Genomic DNA, 17,174 nt, shown 5'->3' with positions numbered 1-17,174 from the left:
CGGTCATGGAAATCCCTTGTCACGTGGGTGCGTCAGTGGCGCTCAGGCGGGGCCGGCGGTCACGGCTGGACGGAGTGGTTCTCGCCACGAGCCAATCGCCTCGTGAGGAGGGCCAGTTGTAGCCGAAGGTGGCCTGTGAGGGTGTGGACCGGCCAGCCGAGGAGACCCTCAGCGTGGGCGAGTCGGGTCTGCAGTGTGGAGTGGTGGATGTTGAGCTTGGCGGCGGCGGCGCGTCGGCTCTGGGTGGTGGCGACGGCGCCCAGCGTGGCGAGCATCCATGGGGCGTCGTTGAGCGCGGCGTCGAGTGCGCGGGCGTCGCGCGGGGGCCCGGTGCCCGATCTGACGAGGTCCGCGAGGAGCAGGATGTCGCCGAGATCGTCGGCGTACATCACGCGCTCGCCCGGGTCGCCGGCCGTTCCCTCGGCGGTGAACCGCAGCGCGGTGCGTGCGGCTGCCCAGGACTGCGGGAGGTCGAGCACAGGGACGGCCGGCCCGATTCCGACCCTTCCGGCGGGCAGATCGGCCTCCTTCGGCCGCTCGCCGTGGTGAACGGGCAGGAGTCGCGGCTCTCCGCCCGGCACGGCCAGCGTGCGCACGCGTACGGTCGGGTCTCCACTGGTGAGACCGAGAGCGCGTGCCGCGTGCATGCGGGCCTCAACGGGCGCCGCGGGGTCGAGCACCGTCTCCAGCAGCGCCGGATCGTCGGAGGGGGAGAGCGGTGCACGACCACGGGTGCGATCCAGGATCTGGCGGAGTATGCCGGACGCCCGCTCCAGGATCACCGCTTCGACCACGCTCGGCGGGCCGGTGCGCTCCAGCCACAGGGCCGCCGAGGTGTCCGGCGCGAGTTCCTGGGACAGCCAGGAGGGGTCCGGGGAGCCGTCGGTGTCGCGACGTTTCCCGTCGGGCTCCACGCGGATGCGCACGCGCCGGGCCGTGTCGATCAGCCGGGCCGGGCACCCGGCCAGTACGGCGGCGCCACGCACCAGTGCCTCCAGGCCGGCCCTCGCTTCGGCCAGTCGGTCGAAGTAGGCGATGGCCCGGACAGCGGCCCCGGCATCCGGGTCCAGGGCGGTCAGGCGTCCGGCGAGTTCGTCCATGTGCTGTGGGGGATCGGAGGCGTCACTCACCCAGCAGCCGGCGCAGCCACGTCACGCGTGCGGCCGCCGTGGCCTGGGAGATGGCGGCCTGGGGGGCCATGGCGTCGAAGTTGTGGAAGCCGCCGGGCCATACGTGCAGTTCGGCGACTCCGCCAGCCTGCCACATACGGGAGGCGTAGGCGACGGCCTCGTCGCGGAAGGTTTCCGTGGAGCCGACGTCGATGAAGGCCGGGGGCAGCCCGGAAAGGTCCTCCGCCCGGGCAGGCGCCGCGTACGCGGGGACGTCCTCACCACCGCGCCGCTCACCGAGCAGGGCCGTCCAGCCGGCTTCGTTGGAGGTGCGGTCCCATATACCGAGCCCGTCCATCTGGAGGGCGGAGAAGGTGTCGTTGCGGTCGTCCAGCATGGGGCACATCAGCACCTGACCGATAGGGCTGGGACCCTTTCGGTCGCGGCTCAGCAGGGCCAGGGCAGCCGTCAGGCCGCCGCCCGCACTCGTGCCGGCGATGATGATCCGCTCCGGGTCCGCGCCGATCTCCTTGGCGTTCTCCGCCACCCACGACAGGCCGGCGTACACGTCCTCCACCGGAGCGGGGTACGGGTGCTCGGGTGCCAGTCGGTATTCCACCGACACCACGACAGCGTCCAGCTCCTGCGCCCAGTCGAGGGCTGTCTCCACGCCGGTCCTGTTGTCCCCAAGCATCATGCCGCCGCCGTGGGTGTAGTAGAACACCGGGCGTGGGCCCTCCGAGCCCGTGGGGCGGCAGATCAGCAGTGAGATGTCCGGCTCGCCCTGAGGGCCGGGGACCAGCCGTTCCTCCACTTGAAAGCGGCCGTCACGACTCAGGTGCGCGTCGGTCACGAGTGCCATGCCCTGAGCCGCGGCTTCGCGCATCTGGGCCACGTCGCCCAGTGTGAACGAAGCGGGCAGGTTCCGGTTGATGATCTCCAGAGCCGCTGCCAGCTCCGGGTCGAAGGGTGGCGGGGTGAACGCCATGACGTGCTCCTCGGTCGCTGCGGATCGCCTGGCCCAGGCGTGACTCTGATCCTCCCTGCGCAATCCGGGTACATGGGCTGCCGTATGGCGGTATTTTTCAGCCATGTGGCGGATGTGCCGAACGGTCGGCGTGGAAGGCTCGGAGGCGTCCGAATGGCATCAGCTGCTTCACGGCGCTGCAGTTCCCGCCGGCTGACTCGGAAACGGCGAGTGCCGACAAGTCCAAGAGGTAGCACCATGTAATCCGTGCTCCGTTGTGCAGCGAGGTGCCCATGGCCGTGTCGAACACGGGCCCCTACGGGGATGCCGCGGCGGACGAGGTCGCCGTCATCCTGCTCGACGACGCCGGGGCCATTCAGCGGTGGCCCGGCGCCGCCACTCGACTGCTCGGACACGAGGCCGAGGAGGTTTGCGGTCGCCCTGTGACGCAGCTGCTGGTCGACGCGCGACGGGGAGTGGAAGAGGGGGTGTTTCGGCACAGGTCCGGTGGGCCGATCGAACTCACGGCGCACATGACGCACGTGGACGGCCCTTGTGATGTCCTCCTTCTGTCCGCGCCTGGACGAGGCGTGACCGAGCGTGAGCGGTGTTCGACATTCCTGCGCGCGCTGCCAGGGCAGGAACAACTCGGCGTGATCGTGTTCGGACCGCGATTGGATGTCGTGGGTACGAACGACCCTGTGCGACGGGGCGGACAGCCGCTCCTGAGCGAGGGGCGACGCCTTCGCGAGGTGATCTCCGGACAGCAGGCCGAGAGTCTGCTTCGGCAGGTTCTCGAAACCGGGGCTCCACTGCTCGGGAGGGAGCTGCCGGTTGAAGCCGCGGACCCGTCCGGCCAGGACCTGGTTCTGTCCGTGTCCGCCTTCCGGCTGGAGGATGCCCATGGACATCCGACCGGGGTGGTGGCGCTCATCACCGGCAACGTGTCGCAGCGGCGGGCCATGCGCCGTGCCACGGTGAGTCACGAGGCGTCGGCGCGCATCGGGGACTCACTGGACGTGACGCGTACCGCCCAGGACATCGCGGACGTGCTGGTGCCGTCGTTGGCGGACATGGCCTCGGTCGACGTCGCCGAGGTCGTACTGGAGGGCGATGAGCCTGCGAAGGGCGTCCTCCCCGGTGAACGTTGGCGGATGCGCCGGGTGGCGGTGGCCTCGGCTGACGGTCCCTGGCCTGGCGAGCTCATACCGGTGGGCGGCGTGATCCCGCCCCTGCCGGACGTACCCCAGGTGCGCAGGGCCGCCTTGCACGGAGACACCCTGCTGAACACGTCACGGCGGGAGATGGCGGAGGTGCTCGGCGATCCTGACATGATTCGTGCCCTGCTGCCCGAGACCGGTCGTGAGGCGGTTGTGTCCCCGCTGTTCGCGCGTGGGCGGCTGCTGGGCTTCGTCTCGGCCTGGCGCACTGAGGGATCCGAGCCGTTTCAGGCGGAGGACGCCGATCTCGTCTTCGACATCGCCTCCCGTGCCGCGCTCAGCGTGGACAACGCCCGCCGGTACACACGTGAGCACAGAGCCGCCGTGGCTCTGCAGCAGCGGCTTCTTCCCCCTGCCACAACCCGGTCCACGGCGGCGGAGTCGGCGGGTTGCTATGTGCCTGCCAGCGGTGGGGCGCACATCGGCGGCGACTGGTTCGATGTCATCCCCCTGCCGTCGTTGAGGGTCGCGTTTGTCATCGGCGACGTGGCAGGTCACGGTCTGCCCGCGGCAGCGACCATGGGGCGGCTGCGAACTGCGATTCGCACGCTGGCGGATCTGGAACTGGACCCCGGAGAACTCCTGATCCACCTCGACGATCTCGTTCAGCAGATCGCCGAGGAAGCTGACGCGGATGACCGTGACGGCGTCGGTGCCACGTGCCTCTATGCGGTCTACGATCCGCTCACCGCCACCTGCTCACTCGCCGCGGCGGGCCACGTTCCCCCCGCTGTGCTGGGGCCGGACGGCAGCGGCTCGCTGATCAGGGTCCAACCGGGCCCGCCGCTCGGGGTGGGCGGCATGCCCTTCGAGGTCACCACGGTCCCTCTGGAGCCCGACAGCACTCTCGCCTTCTACACCGACGGCCTTGTGGAACGTCCCTCGGGCGATCTCGACCAGGGCATAGAGGAACTTCTGGCAACCCTTTCGTCTCTGTGGGACGGTGAGCAACGACTGGAGGACATCGCCCGCGCTGCGGTGGCGGCGGCACACACTGAGCCACCACGCGATGACGCGGCGCTCCTGCTGGCACGCATACAGGGGATCCCGACAGGCGACTCCGCGCACTGGCAGTTCCCGGACGACCTGGCGCGGGTGGCCGAGGCTCGGAAGGCCGTCACCCGCCAACTGGGGCACTGGGGACTCGAGGACCTCACTTTCACCACCGAACTGATCGTCAGCGAACTCGTCACCAACGCCATGCGGTACGCGGGTGGGACGGTGGGGCTGCGGGTCTTCCATGACCAGGCCACCCTGGTGTGCGAGGTCACCGACTCCAGCAACACGCAGCCGCGGTTGCGCCGGGCGCGGCTCGCTGACGAAGGGGGTCGGGGGCTCTTCCTCGTCGCCCAGCTCGCCAAGCGCTGGGGCAGTAGATACCACCAGACCGGGAAGACCATCTGGGCCGAGCAGCCGATCGGCGCCGAAGCAGCGGCTGCAGCCGCCGCGTTCAGCTCCTGGTGACCGGAGTGCGACGAGCGGCTGCGTCCGCGTCACTCACACGTCTGCGACCAGGCGCTCCGCCAGCTTCTCTGACGACTGGGGGTTCTGACCGGTGTAGACGTTCCTGTCGACCACGACGAACGGGCGCAGCGGGAGACGGCCCTTCACGTAGTCGATTCCCGACGCCCTGAGGCGGTCTTCCAACAGCCAGGGCGCCTTCTTCGCGAACCGGTTGAGCAGTTCCTCTCGGTTCGACAACCCGGTCATGCGGTATCCCGCGAAGGACGAGGTTCCCCCGGTGTCGGTGGCAGCCAGCACCGCCGCGGGTGCGTGGCACAAAAGAGCGAGTGGCTTGTTCGCCTTCACCCGGGCGGTGAGCAGGGCTCCGGAGACCGGGTCATAGGCGAGATCCTCCATGGGGCCATGACCACCGGGGTAGAAGACAAGCTCGAAGTCGTCGGCGTCCACCTGGTCGAGTGGCTGCGGGTCGTTGAGCCGGCCGCTGATGCTCTCCAGGTACTGCTTGACGTCGCGTCGCTTCCACGGTGTACCGCCGGCGAGGCCCAGGCTCAGCCTGTCCAGAGTAGGGGGCTTCCCACCGGGGGTGGCGATGGTGATATCCCAGCCGGCTCGCGAGAAGACCTGGTGCGGGAGCGCGAGCTCTTCGGCCCAGTATCCGGACGGGTGGATCGTGCCGTCGCTCAATGTCCAGCGATCCGCTGCCGAAACAACGAAGAGAACCTTGGTCATGTGCGCTGTACCTCCTTGTTTGCCATCAACAGGTCGATGTGGCGTGGACGGGTTGCTCCACCACGCCGGTTCTTGAAGGATCTGCCGCCCGGATCACGGGCGAAGACCAGTCGGTGCAGGGGCCGTTTTCCGGTCTGGCACTTCGGCCTCGCGCTTGATCGCCGCCAGTGTCTGCGACATCCCGTGCTCGAGTTCCGCGGCGTGAGACGTCTCGCCCCCGAGCGCGAAGCGGGCGAAGACCCGACCGACCAGGGTCAGGCGGCCAGTGACGGGCCGACGGTGGACGAGTCGGGTGCCGCCGGGCGTTGTCTCGAGCTCGAAGATCCACCGGACGCCGCTCGTTGTCGTGTCCCACGAAAGACACCTGCCTGGGGTCACTTCCGTAATGACATTGCGGGTCGGCCAAAGCACCGCCCTACGGCGATTCACACCCACGTACCACTGGCCGGGCCGCAGGCCCCCGGGCTTCAGGGGCAGCATCGCCGCGAGCTCCGGGCTCCGGCGGGGCCACGTGCGGACCGCCTCGAGCACCCGCCACACGGCCTCAGGCGGTGCGGCGATCAGAGTCTCGGCGCGCAGCTCTCGCTCGGCAGCCGCTCTGTGTGAGGTCATATCGCGGCTCCTGGCTGTTGCTCGGTCTCTTGCCGGGGGTGAGTCCGGAACTCAACCACGGCGCATCAATTGTCGGACGAAGCGCACCCCGCGGCCATGGAGAGGTGGCTGGACCAGCCGCAGGGCGTCCGGCCACAGCGGCATGCTGAGCACCGGCTTCTCGTGGGAGAAACTGCGCCACGAGTAGCTGCCGTGATAGGCGCCCATGCCGCTCGGGCCCACCCCGCCGAAGGGCAGGCCGGTCGCGGCGACGTGGACGAGGGCCGCGTTGTGGACCACGGCGCCGGAGGAGGTGCTCTGCTCGAACAGACGCCGGATGCGAGGCGAGGACGAGAAGACGTACAGCGCCAGCGGTTTGTCCCAGTCGTTGATCACCTGGACCGCCTCCTCGGCCGAGGCGACGGGGACGATCGGGAGGATGGGACCGAAGATTTCCTCCCGCAGCACGGGCGGGGCCGCGTCGGGGCCGACCACAGGGCGTCCGTCGGTGCCCGGGACCGTCACCACCGTGGGGGCGAGATAGCGCTCGCCGCGGTCGTACGTGCCGCCGATCTGGACGTCGGCACCGTCCAGGTACCCGACGAGGCGGTCGAACTGGCGGTCGTTCACGATGCGGCCGTAGTCCTGGCTCGTGCTCGGGTCGGTGCCCCACATCTCCTCGACCGCGGACCTGAGTGCGTCGACCAGCGCCGGCACGCGGTCGGGGGTGGTCATCACGTAATCCGGCGCGACGCAGGTCTGTCCTGCGTTGGTGAATTTGGCCCATGCCAGTCGCCGGGCCACGGCCTTGAGATGGGCGTCGTCGTCGAACCAGACGGGTGACTTGCCTCCCAGCTCCAGTGTCACCGGCGTCAGGTGTTCGGCTGCGGCACGCATGACGACGCGGCCGACCGTGCCGCTGCCGGTGAACACGATGTGATCGAACCGCTGCGCCAGCAGCTCGGTCGTCTCGGGGACGCCGCCCTCAACGACGCGCACGGCGCCGTCGGAGAAGTAGTGCGGCACCAATCGGGTGACCAGTGCGGAGGTCTCAGGCGCGAGCTCGCTGGGTTTGAGCACAGCCGCGTTTCCCGCGGCCAGCACACCGGTCAGCGGGCTCAGCAGCAGCTGTACCGGGTAATTCCACGGCGCGATCACCAGCACGACGCCGAGCGGTTCGGGAACCAGGCGCGCGCGTCCGGGCAGCAGCGTCGGCGGCACCGGCCCCCGCTTGGGGCGTGCCCAGCGGCGCAGGTGCCGCAGGGCGTGGTTGATCTCTGCCATGACGACGCTGATCTCGGTCAGCTGGGCCTCGGCGGAGCTCTTGCGGAGGTCGCTCCAGAGAGCCTGCTCGAAGGCGGACTCGTTCTCGGTGAGCATCGCGCGCAGCGCGTGCAGGCGGCGGACGCGGGCGGACAGAGGGGCGGTCGCCCCGGATTCGTAGAGGGTTCGCACGGCCGCGACCGTGTCGGGGACCGGGGTGCGGGTGAGGGTGGAAGGAGCCATGGCTCTACAGTACCCTAAAAGCGAAACGGTAAGCTTTCGTTTAGGATGAGAGCTGTCACATCGAAGAGCACGAGAGAATCCGGACATGACAGGTATGGAAGACGACACGACCACGCCGCGAAGGGGACGGCGCAACGACCCGCGCGTGGACGCCGCGCTGATCAGCGCAGCCATCGAGGTTCTCAACGAGACGGGTTACGCCGCCTTCACCACGACGGCGGTCGCCCGCCGTGCCGGTGCCTCGACGGCGTCCCTCTACCGTCGCTGGCCTTCCAAGCAGGCCCTCGCCGGAGCGGTCGCGCGCCACATCGCACTGAACGAACTGAGTGGCATCGACACCGGAACTCTGGAGGGAGACGTGCGCGAGCTCCTCATGCGCAAGCAGCGCATCCTCGATGCCAGCGCCGGACCGGCCCTGCTCTCACTGATGGGCCAGGCCGCCCACGACCCGGTCCTGCGCCAGATCCTCCATGAGGACCTCTACCTGGCCGCCCGTGAACGCCTCGAATGCCTGATCGCCCTGGCCGTCGACCGCGGAGAGCTGAGCGCGGGCATGAGCGAGACCCGGATCAGCGTCCTCACCCTGGTCCTCATCGGGACCACCCTCGCCCGCTCGGTCTTCCTCCCAGCCCCCCAGGCCGCCCCGGGGCCGGCACCGGACGCCGCCCCCTCCGATGACGTCGCCGAAGCGGAGGTGAGCCTTCTCCTGGACGCCCTGCGCGGCGGCGAGTACCCATGAGGCCACAGCCCTTTGCGGCTTCCTCCTCAACCAGTCGCCGACCGGAGATTTGGAGCAGCGGGGGGAGCACTGCGCGGCGCCGGCCCGCTGAGAACCGCATTCATGGTCGGTTGGACGAGCTGCTTGCCCTCCTTGCCTTCGCCGACGACCGGACGGCCCGGCGCTCCCTGTTGAAAAGCCCCTCCTCAGGAGGTGTCGCTTCCGGCGCCGCGATGTCCACCTGAGCGTCCGGGCGATGCTCTGTCAGCCTGTCGTACTCCTCGCGAAGACAGTACTTCGCGCCCAGTCGCTGTCGGCCTGCCGGCACCGTCGAGGCCCTTATCGCCTTCCGGCCAAACCTGACGGCCTGTCATCGTCACCCTGCCACCTTTGAAGGACCACATCATGAACAGCCCCCTCTTCACCCCGTTGCCGCTCGCCAGTGGCGCCGTTCTTCCCAACCGCCTCGCGAAAGCCGCCATGGAAGAAGGCATGGCAGCTCCCGGACAGATTCCTTCCGAACAGCTCATCGCCCTGTACCGGCGTTGGTCCCAGGGCGGAGCCGGCCTCTTGATCACCGGTAATGTCATGGTCGACGCGCGCGCCCTGACTGGCCCGGGCGGAGTCGTGCTGGACTCCGCCAGCCCGCTCGAGCCCTTCCAGCGCTGGGCCGAGGCGGCCAAGACCGGCGGCAACCAGGTTTGGATGCAGATCAACCACCCTGGCAGGCAGGTGAACGCCGCCATGCCGGGCACCGCCTGGTCACCCTCCGGAATCGGCATCGACATCGGACGGCACAGCAAGCGTTTCGCGCGCCCTGTGGCCATGTCCCAAGCACAGATAAAGGCCACCATCGCTCGCTTCGCCCGGACAGCACAACTGGCCGAACGGACCGGGTTCGACGGGGTCGAGCTCCATGCCGCCCACGGCTACCTGCTTTCCCAGTTCCTGTCGCCCTTGGTCAACGTCCGCGACGACGAGTGGGGTGGCTCCTTGGAAAACCGCGCCCGGCTCCTGCTCAGTGTCGTCGAAGCCGTCCGCGCCGCGGTCAGCCCCGGCTTCACCGTTGCCGTCAAACTCAACTCCGCCGACTTCCAGCGCGGTGGCTTCGACGCCGGCGACGCCCACGCCGTCGTCCAGATGCTCAGCACCCGCAACGTGGACCTGGTCGAACTGTCCGGCGGGTCCGTCGAGAAGCCGGCCATGACCGGCTCCGAGGCAGCCCCGTCCACGCGCGCCCGCGAAGCCTACTTCCTGGAACTCTCCCGCGAACTGATCCAGGCCGCGCCGATGCCAGTCATGCTCACCGGCGGAGTCACCCACCGTCGGGCAGCGGAGTCGGCGAGTGCGGCGGGAGTGAGCGTCATCGGTATGGGCACCGCCCTCGCGTTCGATCCGGACCTTCCCAGCCGCTGGACGCGAGATGATACGGCCCATGTGGAGCTGTCGCCCGTGACCTGGAAGGACAGGACTCTCGCAGCCGCCGCGACGATGGCCCGGGTCACTCGGCAGTTCCGGCGCCTGGCCGTCGGCCGGGCCCCCAAGCCCACATCCTCGCCCCTGCTTTCCCTGCTCGCTGTTCAGCGCAACGAAAGCCGCGCACTGCGTAGTTACCGTCCGTGGTTGCTGGCCCGCACTTTCACGGACTGACACCGGTGGGGGGTGTTCCCTCGGGAACGCCCCCCACAGCTTCTCGTTGTGCTTGGCGACCCCGTACATGGATCAGTCGTGTGTCCGATCAGCGGTGCCCCTGCCCCTGGTCCGCTCACTGGGGTGGAGGCCTCGTCACTCCCGTGTGCCGCCGAGACCTGTTGGGCCAAGACGGGCCCCGGTGAGCCCGGCGGCCGGGGTCGGACCGTTTCGTGAGGTCCGCTCGAGACGCTCACCGAGGCAGCCGATGCCTCACCCGGTGATGGCCACCGCGCGCTTCGGCGAAAGGCAGGCCGTCATCGTGCCTGTGACGCTGTCGTTCGGGAACCTGCGTGTCTTGAGTGAAGTGATCGATGCCGCACCAGCCTGGAGGTCGGCACGCCTCGATCGGTGTGCGCTCCTGTGCACATCGGCGATCGGCCGTCGGCAGTCGCGTCCATGCGAGCCCCGGGCCCGATCGGCGAGAAGCTGATCGTCAACCGGGACGCGGTGTGTGCTCTCCGGCCCGAGGCAGGACGGACTCCGTCAGCGGTAGGTGAGCAGGCCGCGTCGGTCGCCGGAGAAGTGGGCGTGGTCGTTGAAAGTCAGGAGACTGGTGCCTGAGCTGCCCGTCACCAGGGTGGTGACGGAGGCGTTGACGGTCACACGGTTGAACGCGACGACCCCCTCGGGCGGCAGGGACAGCAGTTTGCCGCAGACCGCGGCGAGCAGGCCTCCCGAGGTGACAACGACCGCGTCGCGGCCCTTGCCGAGTGCAGTTTGCAGATCGGCCAGGGCGGCCGAGGCGCGTTCGGCGAACGAGGGCCACCCCCCGTCGCCGGTCGCGGTGGGATCCGCCATCCAGGCGAGCAACGCTCGATCGAGCAAGTCCTGTACGGAGCGGGCATCTTGGGGCGGTTGCGCGTAGCGGGCCAGCAGGGCGACATGGTCGTACTCGTTCCAACGGCGATCTTGGTGCAGTGGCTGCTTGTATCCGGCGGCGTCTGCGAGCAGCCGGGCCGTCTCGCGTTGGCGGGCGAGGGTTCCGGAGAGCAGGTACGGATCACGCAGGGAGCGGCGGGCGAGCTCCCCGCCGACGGCGGCGGCCTGGGCGCGGCCGAGGTGGGTGAGGGCGTCGTCCTTCGTGGCATAGGACGCCTGGCCGTGGCGGACGAGACAGATGACGGGCATGCGTATCTCCGGTCCGGTCAGCTGCCGCCTGTCCGGCGGATGGCCGAACGGCAACGTCGGTCAAGGTAGTTGACGGCGATCCAGAGGTTGCGGAAGGCCGGGTTCCTGGTCTGTCCGTGGTGGTAGCGGTAATAGATCTGCTGGGCGATCACGGCGAGACGGAACAGCCCGAAGATCTCGTAGAAGGGCCAGTTGGCGGCGGACAGGCCCATCCGGTCGCAGTACCGTTCGACGATCTCAGCGCGGGTGAGCATGCCCGGCAGGTGGCTGGGCTGGCGACGGGTGGCAAGGGCCATACGGCTGTCGTCGGCCTGCACCCAGTAAGCGAGGGCGCTGCCGAGATCCATCAGCGGGTCACCCAGTGTGGCCATCTCCCAGTCCAGGACGCCGGTGACATGCAGATCCGTCTCGTCAAGAACGAGGTTGTCCAGGCGCCAGTCGTTGTGGATCACGCGGGTGGCCACGTCCTCCGGCTGGTGGTCGGCCAGCCAGGTCGTCACGCGGCGGAAGCTGGGCGTGTTCCAGGTGCGAGCCTGCGCGTACCGGCCGGTCCATCCCTCGACCTGGCGGCGGACGTAGCCGCTGCCCTTGCCCAGGTCGGCCAGACCCGCGGCGACGGGGTCGACCTGGTGCAGGTCGACGAGGGTGTCGACGAAGGCTTCCGACAGCGCCCGGGCCCGGGCCGGCGGGAGAGTCATCCCCCGGGGGAGGTGCCCACGGAGGATGAGTCCGGGAACCTTGTCCATGACGTAGAACTGTCCGCCGATGACGGATGGGTCCTCGCACAGCGCGCGAACTGTGGGTACGAGGGGGAATTGGGGCTTCAGGGCCTCCTGCACGCGGAACTCGCGCCCCATGTCGTGTGCGGAGGACGCTTTCTTGCCGGCCGGCGGGCGGCGCAGGATCAGTTCCCTGCCCAGATGCGGGTAGCGCAGCAGGTACGTCAGGTTGGACGCGCCGCCCGTGAACTGGGTGACCTCAGGAGGAGAGCCGGCCAGGCCGTCCACCCGGTCTGTCAGCCAGGCGTGCACGCGCTCGACGTCGAAGGCGTCCTCGCTACGGACCGTGCGTCGGTTCGTGTCGTTCATGAGCTCACCTGGGTCACCAGTCGCAGGGGCAGGTGGCGCATGAGGAAACCAACGGGGACCCATGGCCAGGTCGGTACCTTTGCGTCGGCGCCCTCGCGCTCGATGGCCTTCACCATCGCCCGTACGCCCTTCTCGGCCGATGTCATCAGCGGCGTCTTCGCCGCGCCGGCACTCAGATCGGTGGCGATGAAGCCGGGATGGAGCGTGGTGACGGCGATCGGCGTGCGGGTAGCGGTCATCTCGGCCCGGATGCCTTCGGCGAGCGCGGAGATTCCGGCCTTGCTGGCCGCGTACGTCGTGAGGTTGCGCGGCATGCCACGCATCGCGCTCATCGACGAGACGACCACGAGGTGACCGGCGCGCTGAGCGCGGAAGGTCTCCATGGCGGCCTCGCACTGGGCGAGCGCGGCGGTGAAGTTGGTCTGGGCCGTCTGGAGGTTGACGTCGAATCGGCCGGCACCGATCGGCTGCCCTTTGCCCAGGCCGGCGTTGACGATCACGCGGTCCAGGCCACCCAGGTCTCCGCGGAAGGCATGGAACACTTCGAAGACCTCCTGGTGGTCGTTGACGTCCAGGCTGCGTACCGACACATTGATGCCGGGGTGGGCGGCGAGCAGTTCCTCGCGCAGCGCCCGCAGGCGGTCGGTACGGCGCGCGCAGAGCGCGAGGTCACGGCCGAGAGCGGCGAAGGATCGAGCCATCCCCTCGCCGAGACCCGAACTCGCCCCGGTGATCAGGATCTTGTTCCTGGTTGTCATGGTGTCCTCGCCTTCTGGGAGTTCTCAAGCTGGTAGCGGGCCTCGATCACGGCACGGTGTCCAGCGGCCGCGCACGGCTTGGGCAGGGCCTGGCCCAGGCCACAGACCCCGCCGGTGGAGCGGACGCGAGTGGTCACACCGTCTCCCGGGTGCGATACCGGCCGAGTTCGATCCGGGCGATGACACCGAGGTGCACCTCGTCGGGGCCGTCGGCCAGGCGCAGCGCACGGGCGGCGGCCATGGCGGGGGCGAGCGGGAAGTCGTCGGACAAGCCGGCGCCGCCGTGGAGCTGGATCGCCATGTCGATCACCTCGCAGGCCATCGTCGGCACAGCCGCCTTGACCTGGGACAACTCGTTGATCGCGGCGGCGGCTCCGGCGGTGTCCAGCAGCCAGGCGGCGTGCAGGACCTGGAGCCGCGCCTGGTTGATCGCGATCCTGGCCTTTGCGATGCGCTCGCGGTTGCCGCCCAGGTTGGCGAGCGGCTTGCCGAAGGCCGTGCGGGACAGGGCACGTCGGCAGGCCAGTTCCAAGGCGTGCTCGGCGAGCCCGATCAGCCGCATGCAGTGGTGGATGCGGCCGGGGCCGAGTCTGCCCTGGGCGATCTCGAAACCACGGCCGGGCCCGGCGATCACCGCGTCGAGCGGCAGACGGACGTCGGTGAAGGAGACCTCACCGTGGCCGTAGGGCTCGTCGAGGTAACCGTAGACCGGAAGCATGCGCTCGACGCGCACACCCGGGGTGTCGAGAGGCACCAGCACCATGGAGTGCCGGGCATGGCGTGGCGCCTCCGGGTCGGTGAGGCCCATGAAGATGACGAACCGGCAGTCGGGGTGTCCGATTCCGGTGCTCCACCACTTGCGTCCGTTGAGGACGACCGAATCCCCGTCGACCAGGGCGGTGGCGGCCATGTTGGCCGCGTCCGAGGACGCCACCTCCGGCTCGGTCATGCAGAAGGCCGAGCGGATCTCGCCGCGCAGCAGTGGTTCCATCCAGCCGCGGCGCTGAGCCTCGCTGCCGTAGTGCAGCAGAACCTCCGCGTTGCCGGTGTCGGGCGCATTGCAGTTGAAGACCTCGGGCGCGATCAGCGAGCGACCCATGAGTTCGGCGAGCGGCGCGTACTCGGCATTGGTCAGACCGGTGCCGTACGTGGTGTCGGGAAGGAACAGGTTCCACAGGCCCGCCGCCCGCGCCTTTGCCTTCAGCTCGTCGATCACCGGAGGTATGGATGTCCAGGGGTCCTGCTGGGCGCGCAGCGTGGTGATGTACCCCTGCTCGCGCGGCAGAACCTCCGACTTCATGAAGGCGCTGACGCGTTCGAGGTACTCCCGCGCTCGCGCCGAGTGGGCGAATTCCATGTGCTCCCATCCTATCGAGCAATGCTCAGTAATCGAGCTGGACGTCCGCTCGGCGGTGTCCGGCTCCAGGAGATCAGTGATGCCTGGCGCTGAACTGCTCCAGGATCTTTTCCAGGTTGTCCACAAGCAGATCGACGAGGTCGGCCGTGGAGACCAGTCGGTCGGTCGCGCCGATGGCCATCTCCTCCGCCATGGCCAGCCAGCCACGGACGGCCAGCCGCAGCAGCGGCACCGGATCGCTCAGGTCGGCCGCTTCCAGGATGCGGTCGGCCAACGTGCGGCGATTGTCTTCGAAGGTCGCCAGTACGAGGTCGTCCCCACCCGCACCGGCCCGCACGAGGGCCACGTAGTTGTCCCGGCGGCGCTGAATGAACGACACGAAGCCCTCCGCGATTCCGCGCACCCGCTCCTTCGGTGTCCCGTCCTCCGGAGCCGTGGCGTGCAGGAGCAGCCGGCGTCCGGCAGCCTCCACCACCGCGACGTAGTAGTCCCGCTTGGTCGGGAAGTAGTGGAAGAGCAGCCCGCGGGAGATGCCGGCCTCGGTGGCCACCTCGTCGATGGACATCTCATGGATGGGGCGCGTCGTGAGCAGACGCAGGCCGATGTTGATGAGCTGCGTCCGGCGTTCCTCGGGCCTCAGGCGCATGCGAGCAGGAGGGGCGGACTTCTTGGGCATGCCCCGATCCTAACTTGCTGAGCAATGCTCAACAACTGTGGTGTGCTCGCATGGCCTCCGATCGCCCATGTGCCGATGGCCGTGCGGGGTGAAGCAGCCGCATCGGACCAGGCCGGGACAGGGCTGCGACGGCCTGCCCTTTGTTCAGGCGCAGCCGCGGCCGAGGGGTGCACGCCTGACTTGGACCGTGCCGATCGCCGTGCGATCCGCCCGGGACGACATCGTGGTCCCGGCCGATGACCGCGCTGGGAAACGGCTGGCAGATTGGGCTTGCCGCCCGGGCGGCGATGGGTCGGGACGGGTTTCTGGCACCGGGCGCCGATTGCTTGGCGCACCCTGCTCCCGGCCGGTTGTGCTGCCGGGGGCAGCCCCGGCTGCCGATCGGAAGCGGTGTGGCCGCTCGTCGGTCGATTCACCGCGAGGGGAGGCATCAGACGGCCCTGCCTGCGAGGTTCCATTCCCGGCGCAGGGCGCCCAGGCCCAGGGGGGGGGTCGCGCTCACCGCAGACGTGCGCCCCGGCCAGGTCGATGGCCTCGCTTCGCTCATCGCCCCGATCGTGGCCACGAGCGAGGCCCGGACCGAGGCTTGCCCGACAGCTGGTGCGGACCGACCCCCAAGGCTGTTCGCCAGAACAGGCCTGCGACCATGCATCGGTGATGCGGGCCCTCGTGCACGGCCTGGACCTGGGCGCACGCGGATCGTCCTGTTGACGGAGTCCGCCGTCGAAATGTTTGATCAGGAGGGCGCCGCGCTCCCGTGACGGCTTTGCCCGCCACGCGGGAAAGGCGGCCTTCGCCGCCTCGACGGCCCGGTCCACGTCCGAGGCGCCGGACGCCGGGACGCGGGCGATCATCTCGCGGCGGCCGGGGTTCTCCACGGTGAGCCACTCACCGGAGTCCGCGGGCCCCCATGCCCCGCCGATCAGCTGGTGGACGTCGGGAATCCGCACGCTGGTGGTGCTCACTTGCTGTTCTCCTTGGTCTGCAGACGGACGCCGGCGAAGTCCTCGTAGAACTCGACGACGCTGGTGAAGTCCTTGCCCCCGCGGCCTTGTTGGCGGCCGATCGAGAAGAGGTCCCGCACGGAGTTCGCCAGCGGCAGAGGGACGGGGCCCGAGGCGGCCGAGGCCAGGAACAGACCCAGGTCCTTGTGCATGAAGTCCAGTGCGAAGCCGGTCGGCCGCTCGGCCGTGAACAGGGTGCGTGGGAAGTAGCTGGACAGCACGTTGCTGTTGGCGGAGCTCTTCGTCAGGACGCTCACCGCGGTGTCCAGGTCCACGCCCTCACGCACCACCGTCGTGAGCGCCTCCCCCAGGGCGACGATGTTGATCGCCGTGATCAGGTTGTTGGCGAGCTTGACGACCTGACCGCTGCCGCTGTCGCCGACGCGTACGACACTGCCCGCGTAGGTGTCCAGCAGCGGGCGGACCTTCGCCAGAGCAGCCTCGTCACCACCGACCATGACCGCGAGCGTGCCGGCCTCCGCGCCCTGCACGCCGCCGCTGACCGGGGCGTCCAGGAAGCTCACGCCCTCCTCGGCGGCGGCCGCGGCGAGCCGACGGGTGGTGTCCGGGTCGATCGTGCTGTGGTCCACGATCACCGCGCCCTTCGCGGTGTGCGGAAGGACCTCGCCGGTCACCGCCTCCACGATCGCCGGCGTGGGCAGGCTCAGGAAGACGGCCTCAGCGGCCTCGGCGGCCTGTCCGGCCGACTCCGCCCGCCGGGCGCCTGCCTCCACCGCCGCATCGACCGCAGCGGTGTTGAGGTCGAATACCGCCACATCGTGCCCGGCTTTCACCAGGTGGGCCACCACACGCCCACCGATGTTCCCCAGTCCGACGAAGGCGACTGTTGCGCTCATGAAGAAGCTCCGAATCCTAGGTGGCCTCCAACCGCTCAGTCCTTGACGTGAACAGTTGGAATCCGACGGTGCCCAGACCGTACGGCCAACCTGAAATCGGTCACCACCGGCAGATGCAGAGAACCCCTGCCCGGCCGATTCGACAAATGTCGAAAGGGCTGGAATGCCGCGTGAGTCGCCTCTTCAGACTCGCGCCGGCGCTTCCGCCCGACCGTCCATGACCTCACTTCGGACAGGTGTCCTCCGGCTTTCCGCCCGCCTCGATCTTCGCCTACGGCCGTCCTCAGTACGACCAGGGGGAGATGTGCGA

Annotated in this window: 16 protein-coding genes; 3 read left to right on the top strand and 13 right to left on the bottom strand. The window is 69.1% G+C overall.

Annotation, left to right across the window (positions count from 1 at the left end; translation table 11 throughout):
• Positions 1-59: 59 nt before the first annotated feature.
• Positions 60-1,100, bottom strand: coding sequence for a helix-turn-helix domain-containing protein (locus tag MKW14_RS06520; protein ID WP_240859638.1), 1,041 nt, complete (start codon positions 1,098-1,100; stop codon positions 60-62).
• Positions 1,101-1,122: 22 nt separating this feature from the next.
• On the bottom strand, positions 1,123-2,097 hold the full coding sequence (locus MKW14_RS06515) for an alpha/beta hydrolase (RefSeq protein WP_240859637.1): 975 nt from the start codon (positions 2,095-2,097) through the stop codon (positions 1,123-1,125).
• A gap of 272 nt (positions 2,098-2,369) precedes the next feature.
• On the opposite strand from MKW14_RS06515, the gene MKW14_RS06510 reads away from it, so the two are divergent.
• A complete protein-coding gene (locus MKW14_RS06510; RefSeq protein ID WP_240859636.1) occupies positions 2,370-4,760 on the top strand; it encodes an ATP-binding SpoIIE family protein phosphatase in 2,391 nt (796 codons plus the stop codon).
• Between the two features lie 33 nt (positions 4,761-4,793).
• Here the strand turns inward: MKW14_RS06510 and MKW14_RS06505 are convergent, their stop codons facing one another.
• From MKW14_RS06505 to MKW14_RS06495, 3 genes are all read right to left on the bottom strand, one after another.
• A complete protein-coding gene (locus tag MKW14_RS06505) occupies positions 4,794-5,489 on the bottom strand; it encodes a type 1 glutamine amidotransferase domain-containing protein (RefSeq protein WP_240859635.1) in 696 nt (231 codons plus the stop codon).
• A 93-nt stretch (positions 5,490-5,582) separates the two neighbouring features.
• Complete coding sequence (locus MKW14_RS06500; RefSeq protein WP_240859634.1) at positions 5,583-6,101, bottom strand: SRPBCC family protein; 519 nt, start codon at positions 6,099-6,101, stop codon at positions 5,583-5,585.
• Between the two features lie 51 nt (positions 6,102-6,152).
• Positions 6,153-7,586 (bottom strand): aldehyde dehydrogenase family protein, encoded by a 1,434-nt coding sequence (locus MKW14_RS06495; protein WP_240859633.1) that lies wholly within the window; start codon positions 7,584-7,586, stop codon positions 6,153-6,155.
• An 85-nt stretch (positions 7,587-7,671) separates the two neighbouring features.
• Here MKW14_RS06495 and MKW14_RS06490 point away from each other — a divergent pair, with 85 nt between their 5' ends.
• Positions 7,672-8,325 (top strand): TetR/AcrR family transcriptional regulator, encoded by a 654-nt coding sequence (locus tag MKW14_RS06490; protein WP_240859631.1) that lies wholly within the window; start codon positions 7,672-7,674, stop codon positions 8,323-8,325.
• A gap of 384 nt (positions 8,326-8,709) precedes the next feature.
• Entirely contained in the window at positions 8,710-9,954 is a 1,245-nt protein-coding gene (locus MKW14_RS06485; RefSeq protein ID WP_240859629.1) for an NADH:flavin oxidoreductase/NADH oxidase family protein, read from the top strand.
• 525 nt (positions 9,955-10,479) lie between these two features.
• On the opposite strand, the gene MKW14_RS06480 is transcribed toward MKW14_RS06485, so the two are convergent.
• From MKW14_RS06480 to MKW14_RS06445, 8 genes are all read right to left on the bottom strand, one after another.
• Positions 10,480-11,124 (bottom strand): histidine phosphatase family protein, encoded by a 645-nt coding sequence (locus MKW14_RS06480; RefSeq protein ID WP_240859626.1) that lies wholly within the window; start codon positions 11,122-11,124, stop codon positions 10,480-10,482.
• Between the two features lie 17 nt (positions 11,125-11,141).
• The gene (locus tag MKW14_RS06475) at positions 11,142-12,212 is read right to left on the bottom strand and encodes a phosphotransferase family protein (RefSeq protein WP_240859624.1); all 1,071 of its coding nucleotides are present in this window, start codon (positions 12,210-12,212) and stop codon (positions 11,142-11,144) included.
• Positions 12,209-12,970 (bottom strand): SDR family oxidoreductase, encoded by a 762-nt coding sequence (locus tag MKW14_RS06470; protein WP_240859623.1) that lies wholly within the window; start codon positions 12,968-12,970, stop codon positions 12,209-12,211. The genes MKW14_RS06475 and MKW14_RS06470 overlap by 4 nt, the downstream gene beginning before the upstream one ends.
• A complete protein-coding gene (locus MKW14_RS06465; protein ID WP_240859621.1) occupies positions 12,967-13,107 on the bottom strand; it encodes a hypothetical protein in 141 nt (46 codons plus the stop codon). Before MKW14_RS06465 ends, MKW14_RS06470 begins: the two co-directional genes overlap by 4 nt.
• Positions 13,104-14,327 (bottom strand): acyl-CoA dehydrogenase family protein, encoded by a 1,224-nt coding sequence (locus tag MKW14_RS06460; protein ID WP_240859619.1) that lies wholly within the window; start codon positions 14,325-14,327, stop codon positions 13,104-13,106. Before MKW14_RS06460 ends, MKW14_RS06465 begins: the two co-directional genes overlap by 4 nt.
• A gap of 73 nt (positions 14,328-14,400) precedes the next feature.
• Positions 14,401-15,003, bottom strand: coding sequence for a TetR/AcrR family transcriptional regulator (locus MKW14_RS06455; protein ID WP_240859615.1), 603 nt, complete (start codon positions 15,001-15,003; stop codon positions 14,401-14,403).
• Complete coding sequence (locus MKW14_RS41505; RefSeq protein ID WP_374116542.1) at positions 14,964-15,953, bottom strand: aldehyde dehydrogenase family protein; 990 nt, start codon at positions 15,951-15,953, stop codon at positions 14,964-14,966. The genes MKW14_RS06455 and MKW14_RS41505 overlap by 40 nt, the downstream gene beginning before the upstream one ends.
• Before the next feature lie 11 nt (positions 15,954-15,964).
• Complete coding sequence (locus tag MKW14_RS06445) at positions 15,965-16,864, bottom strand: NAD(P)-dependent oxidoreductase (RefSeq protein ID WP_240859613.1); 900 nt, start codon at positions 16,862-16,864, stop codon at positions 15,965-15,967.
• Positions 16,865-17,174 lie beyond the last annotated feature (310 nt).

Origin of the sequence: Streptomyces gilvus, from assembly GCF_022513565.1 — a bacterium.
In the GTDB taxonomy this organism is placed as follows: Bacteria; Actinomycetota; Actinomycetes; order Streptomycetales; family Streptomycetaceae; genus Streptomyces; species Streptomyces gilvus.
Note: the sequence above shows the minus strand (reverse complement) of the source record. Positions and strands in the feature narration are given on the sequence as shown.

Excerpts from the sequence above, each read along its gene's own strand:
- MKW14_RS06520 (WP_240859638.1), bottom strand. The coding sequence starts at position 1,100 with ATGGACGAACTCGCCGGACGCCTGACCGCCCTGGACCCGGATGCCGGG.
- MKW14_RS06515 (WP_240859637.1), bottom strand. The coding sequence starts at position 2,097 with ATGGCGTTCACCCCGCCACCCTTCGACCCGGAGCTGGCAGCGGCTCTG.
- MKW14_RS06510 (WP_240859636.1), top strand. The coding sequence starts at position 2,370 with ATGGCCGTGTCGAACACGGGCCCCTACGGGGATGCCGCGGCGGACGAG.
- MKW14_RS06505 (WP_240859635.1), bottom strand. The coding sequence starts at position 5,489 with ATGACCAAGGTTCTCTTCGTTGTTTCGGCAGCGGATCGCTGGACATTG.
- MKW14_RS06500 (WP_240859634.1), bottom strand. The coding sequence starts at position 6,101 with ATGACCTCACACAGAGCGGCTGCCGAGCGAGAGCTGCGCGCCGAGACT.
- MKW14_RS06495 (WP_240859633.1), bottom strand. The coding sequence starts at position 7,586 with ATGGCTCCTTCCACCCTCACCCGCACCCCGGTCCCCGACACGGTCGCG.
- MKW14_RS06490 (WP_240859631.1), top strand. The coding sequence starts at position 7,672 with ATGACAGGTATGGAAGACGACACGACCACGCCGCGAAGGGGACGGCGC.
- MKW14_RS06485 (WP_240859629.1), top strand. The coding sequence starts at position 8,710 with ATGAACAGCCCCCTCTTCACCCCGTTGCCGCTCGCCAGTGGCGCCGTT.
- MKW14_RS06480 (WP_240859626.1), bottom strand. The coding sequence starts at position 11,124 with ATGCCCGTCATCTGTCTCGTCCGCCACGGCCAGGCGTCCTATGCCACG.
- MKW14_RS06475 (WP_240859624.1), bottom strand. The coding sequence starts at position 12,212 with ATGAACGACACGAACCGACGCACGGTCCGTAGCGAGGACGCCTTCGAC.
- MKW14_RS06470 (WP_240859623.1), bottom strand. The coding sequence starts at position 12,970 with ATGACAACCAGGAACAAGATCCTGATCACCGGGGCGAGTTCGGGTCTC.
- MKW14_RS06460 (WP_240859619.1), bottom strand. The coding sequence starts at position 14,327 with ATGGAATTCGCCCACTCGGCGCGAGCGCGGGAGTACCTCGAACGCGTC.
- MKW14_RS06455 (WP_240859615.1), bottom strand. The coding sequence starts at position 15,003 with ATGCCCAAGAAGTCCGCCCCTCCTGCTCGCATGCGCCTGAGGCCCGAG.
- MKW14_RS06445 (WP_240859613.1), bottom strand. The coding sequence starts at position 16,864 with ATGAGCGCAACAGTCGCCTTCGTCGGACTGGGGAACATCGGTGGGCGT.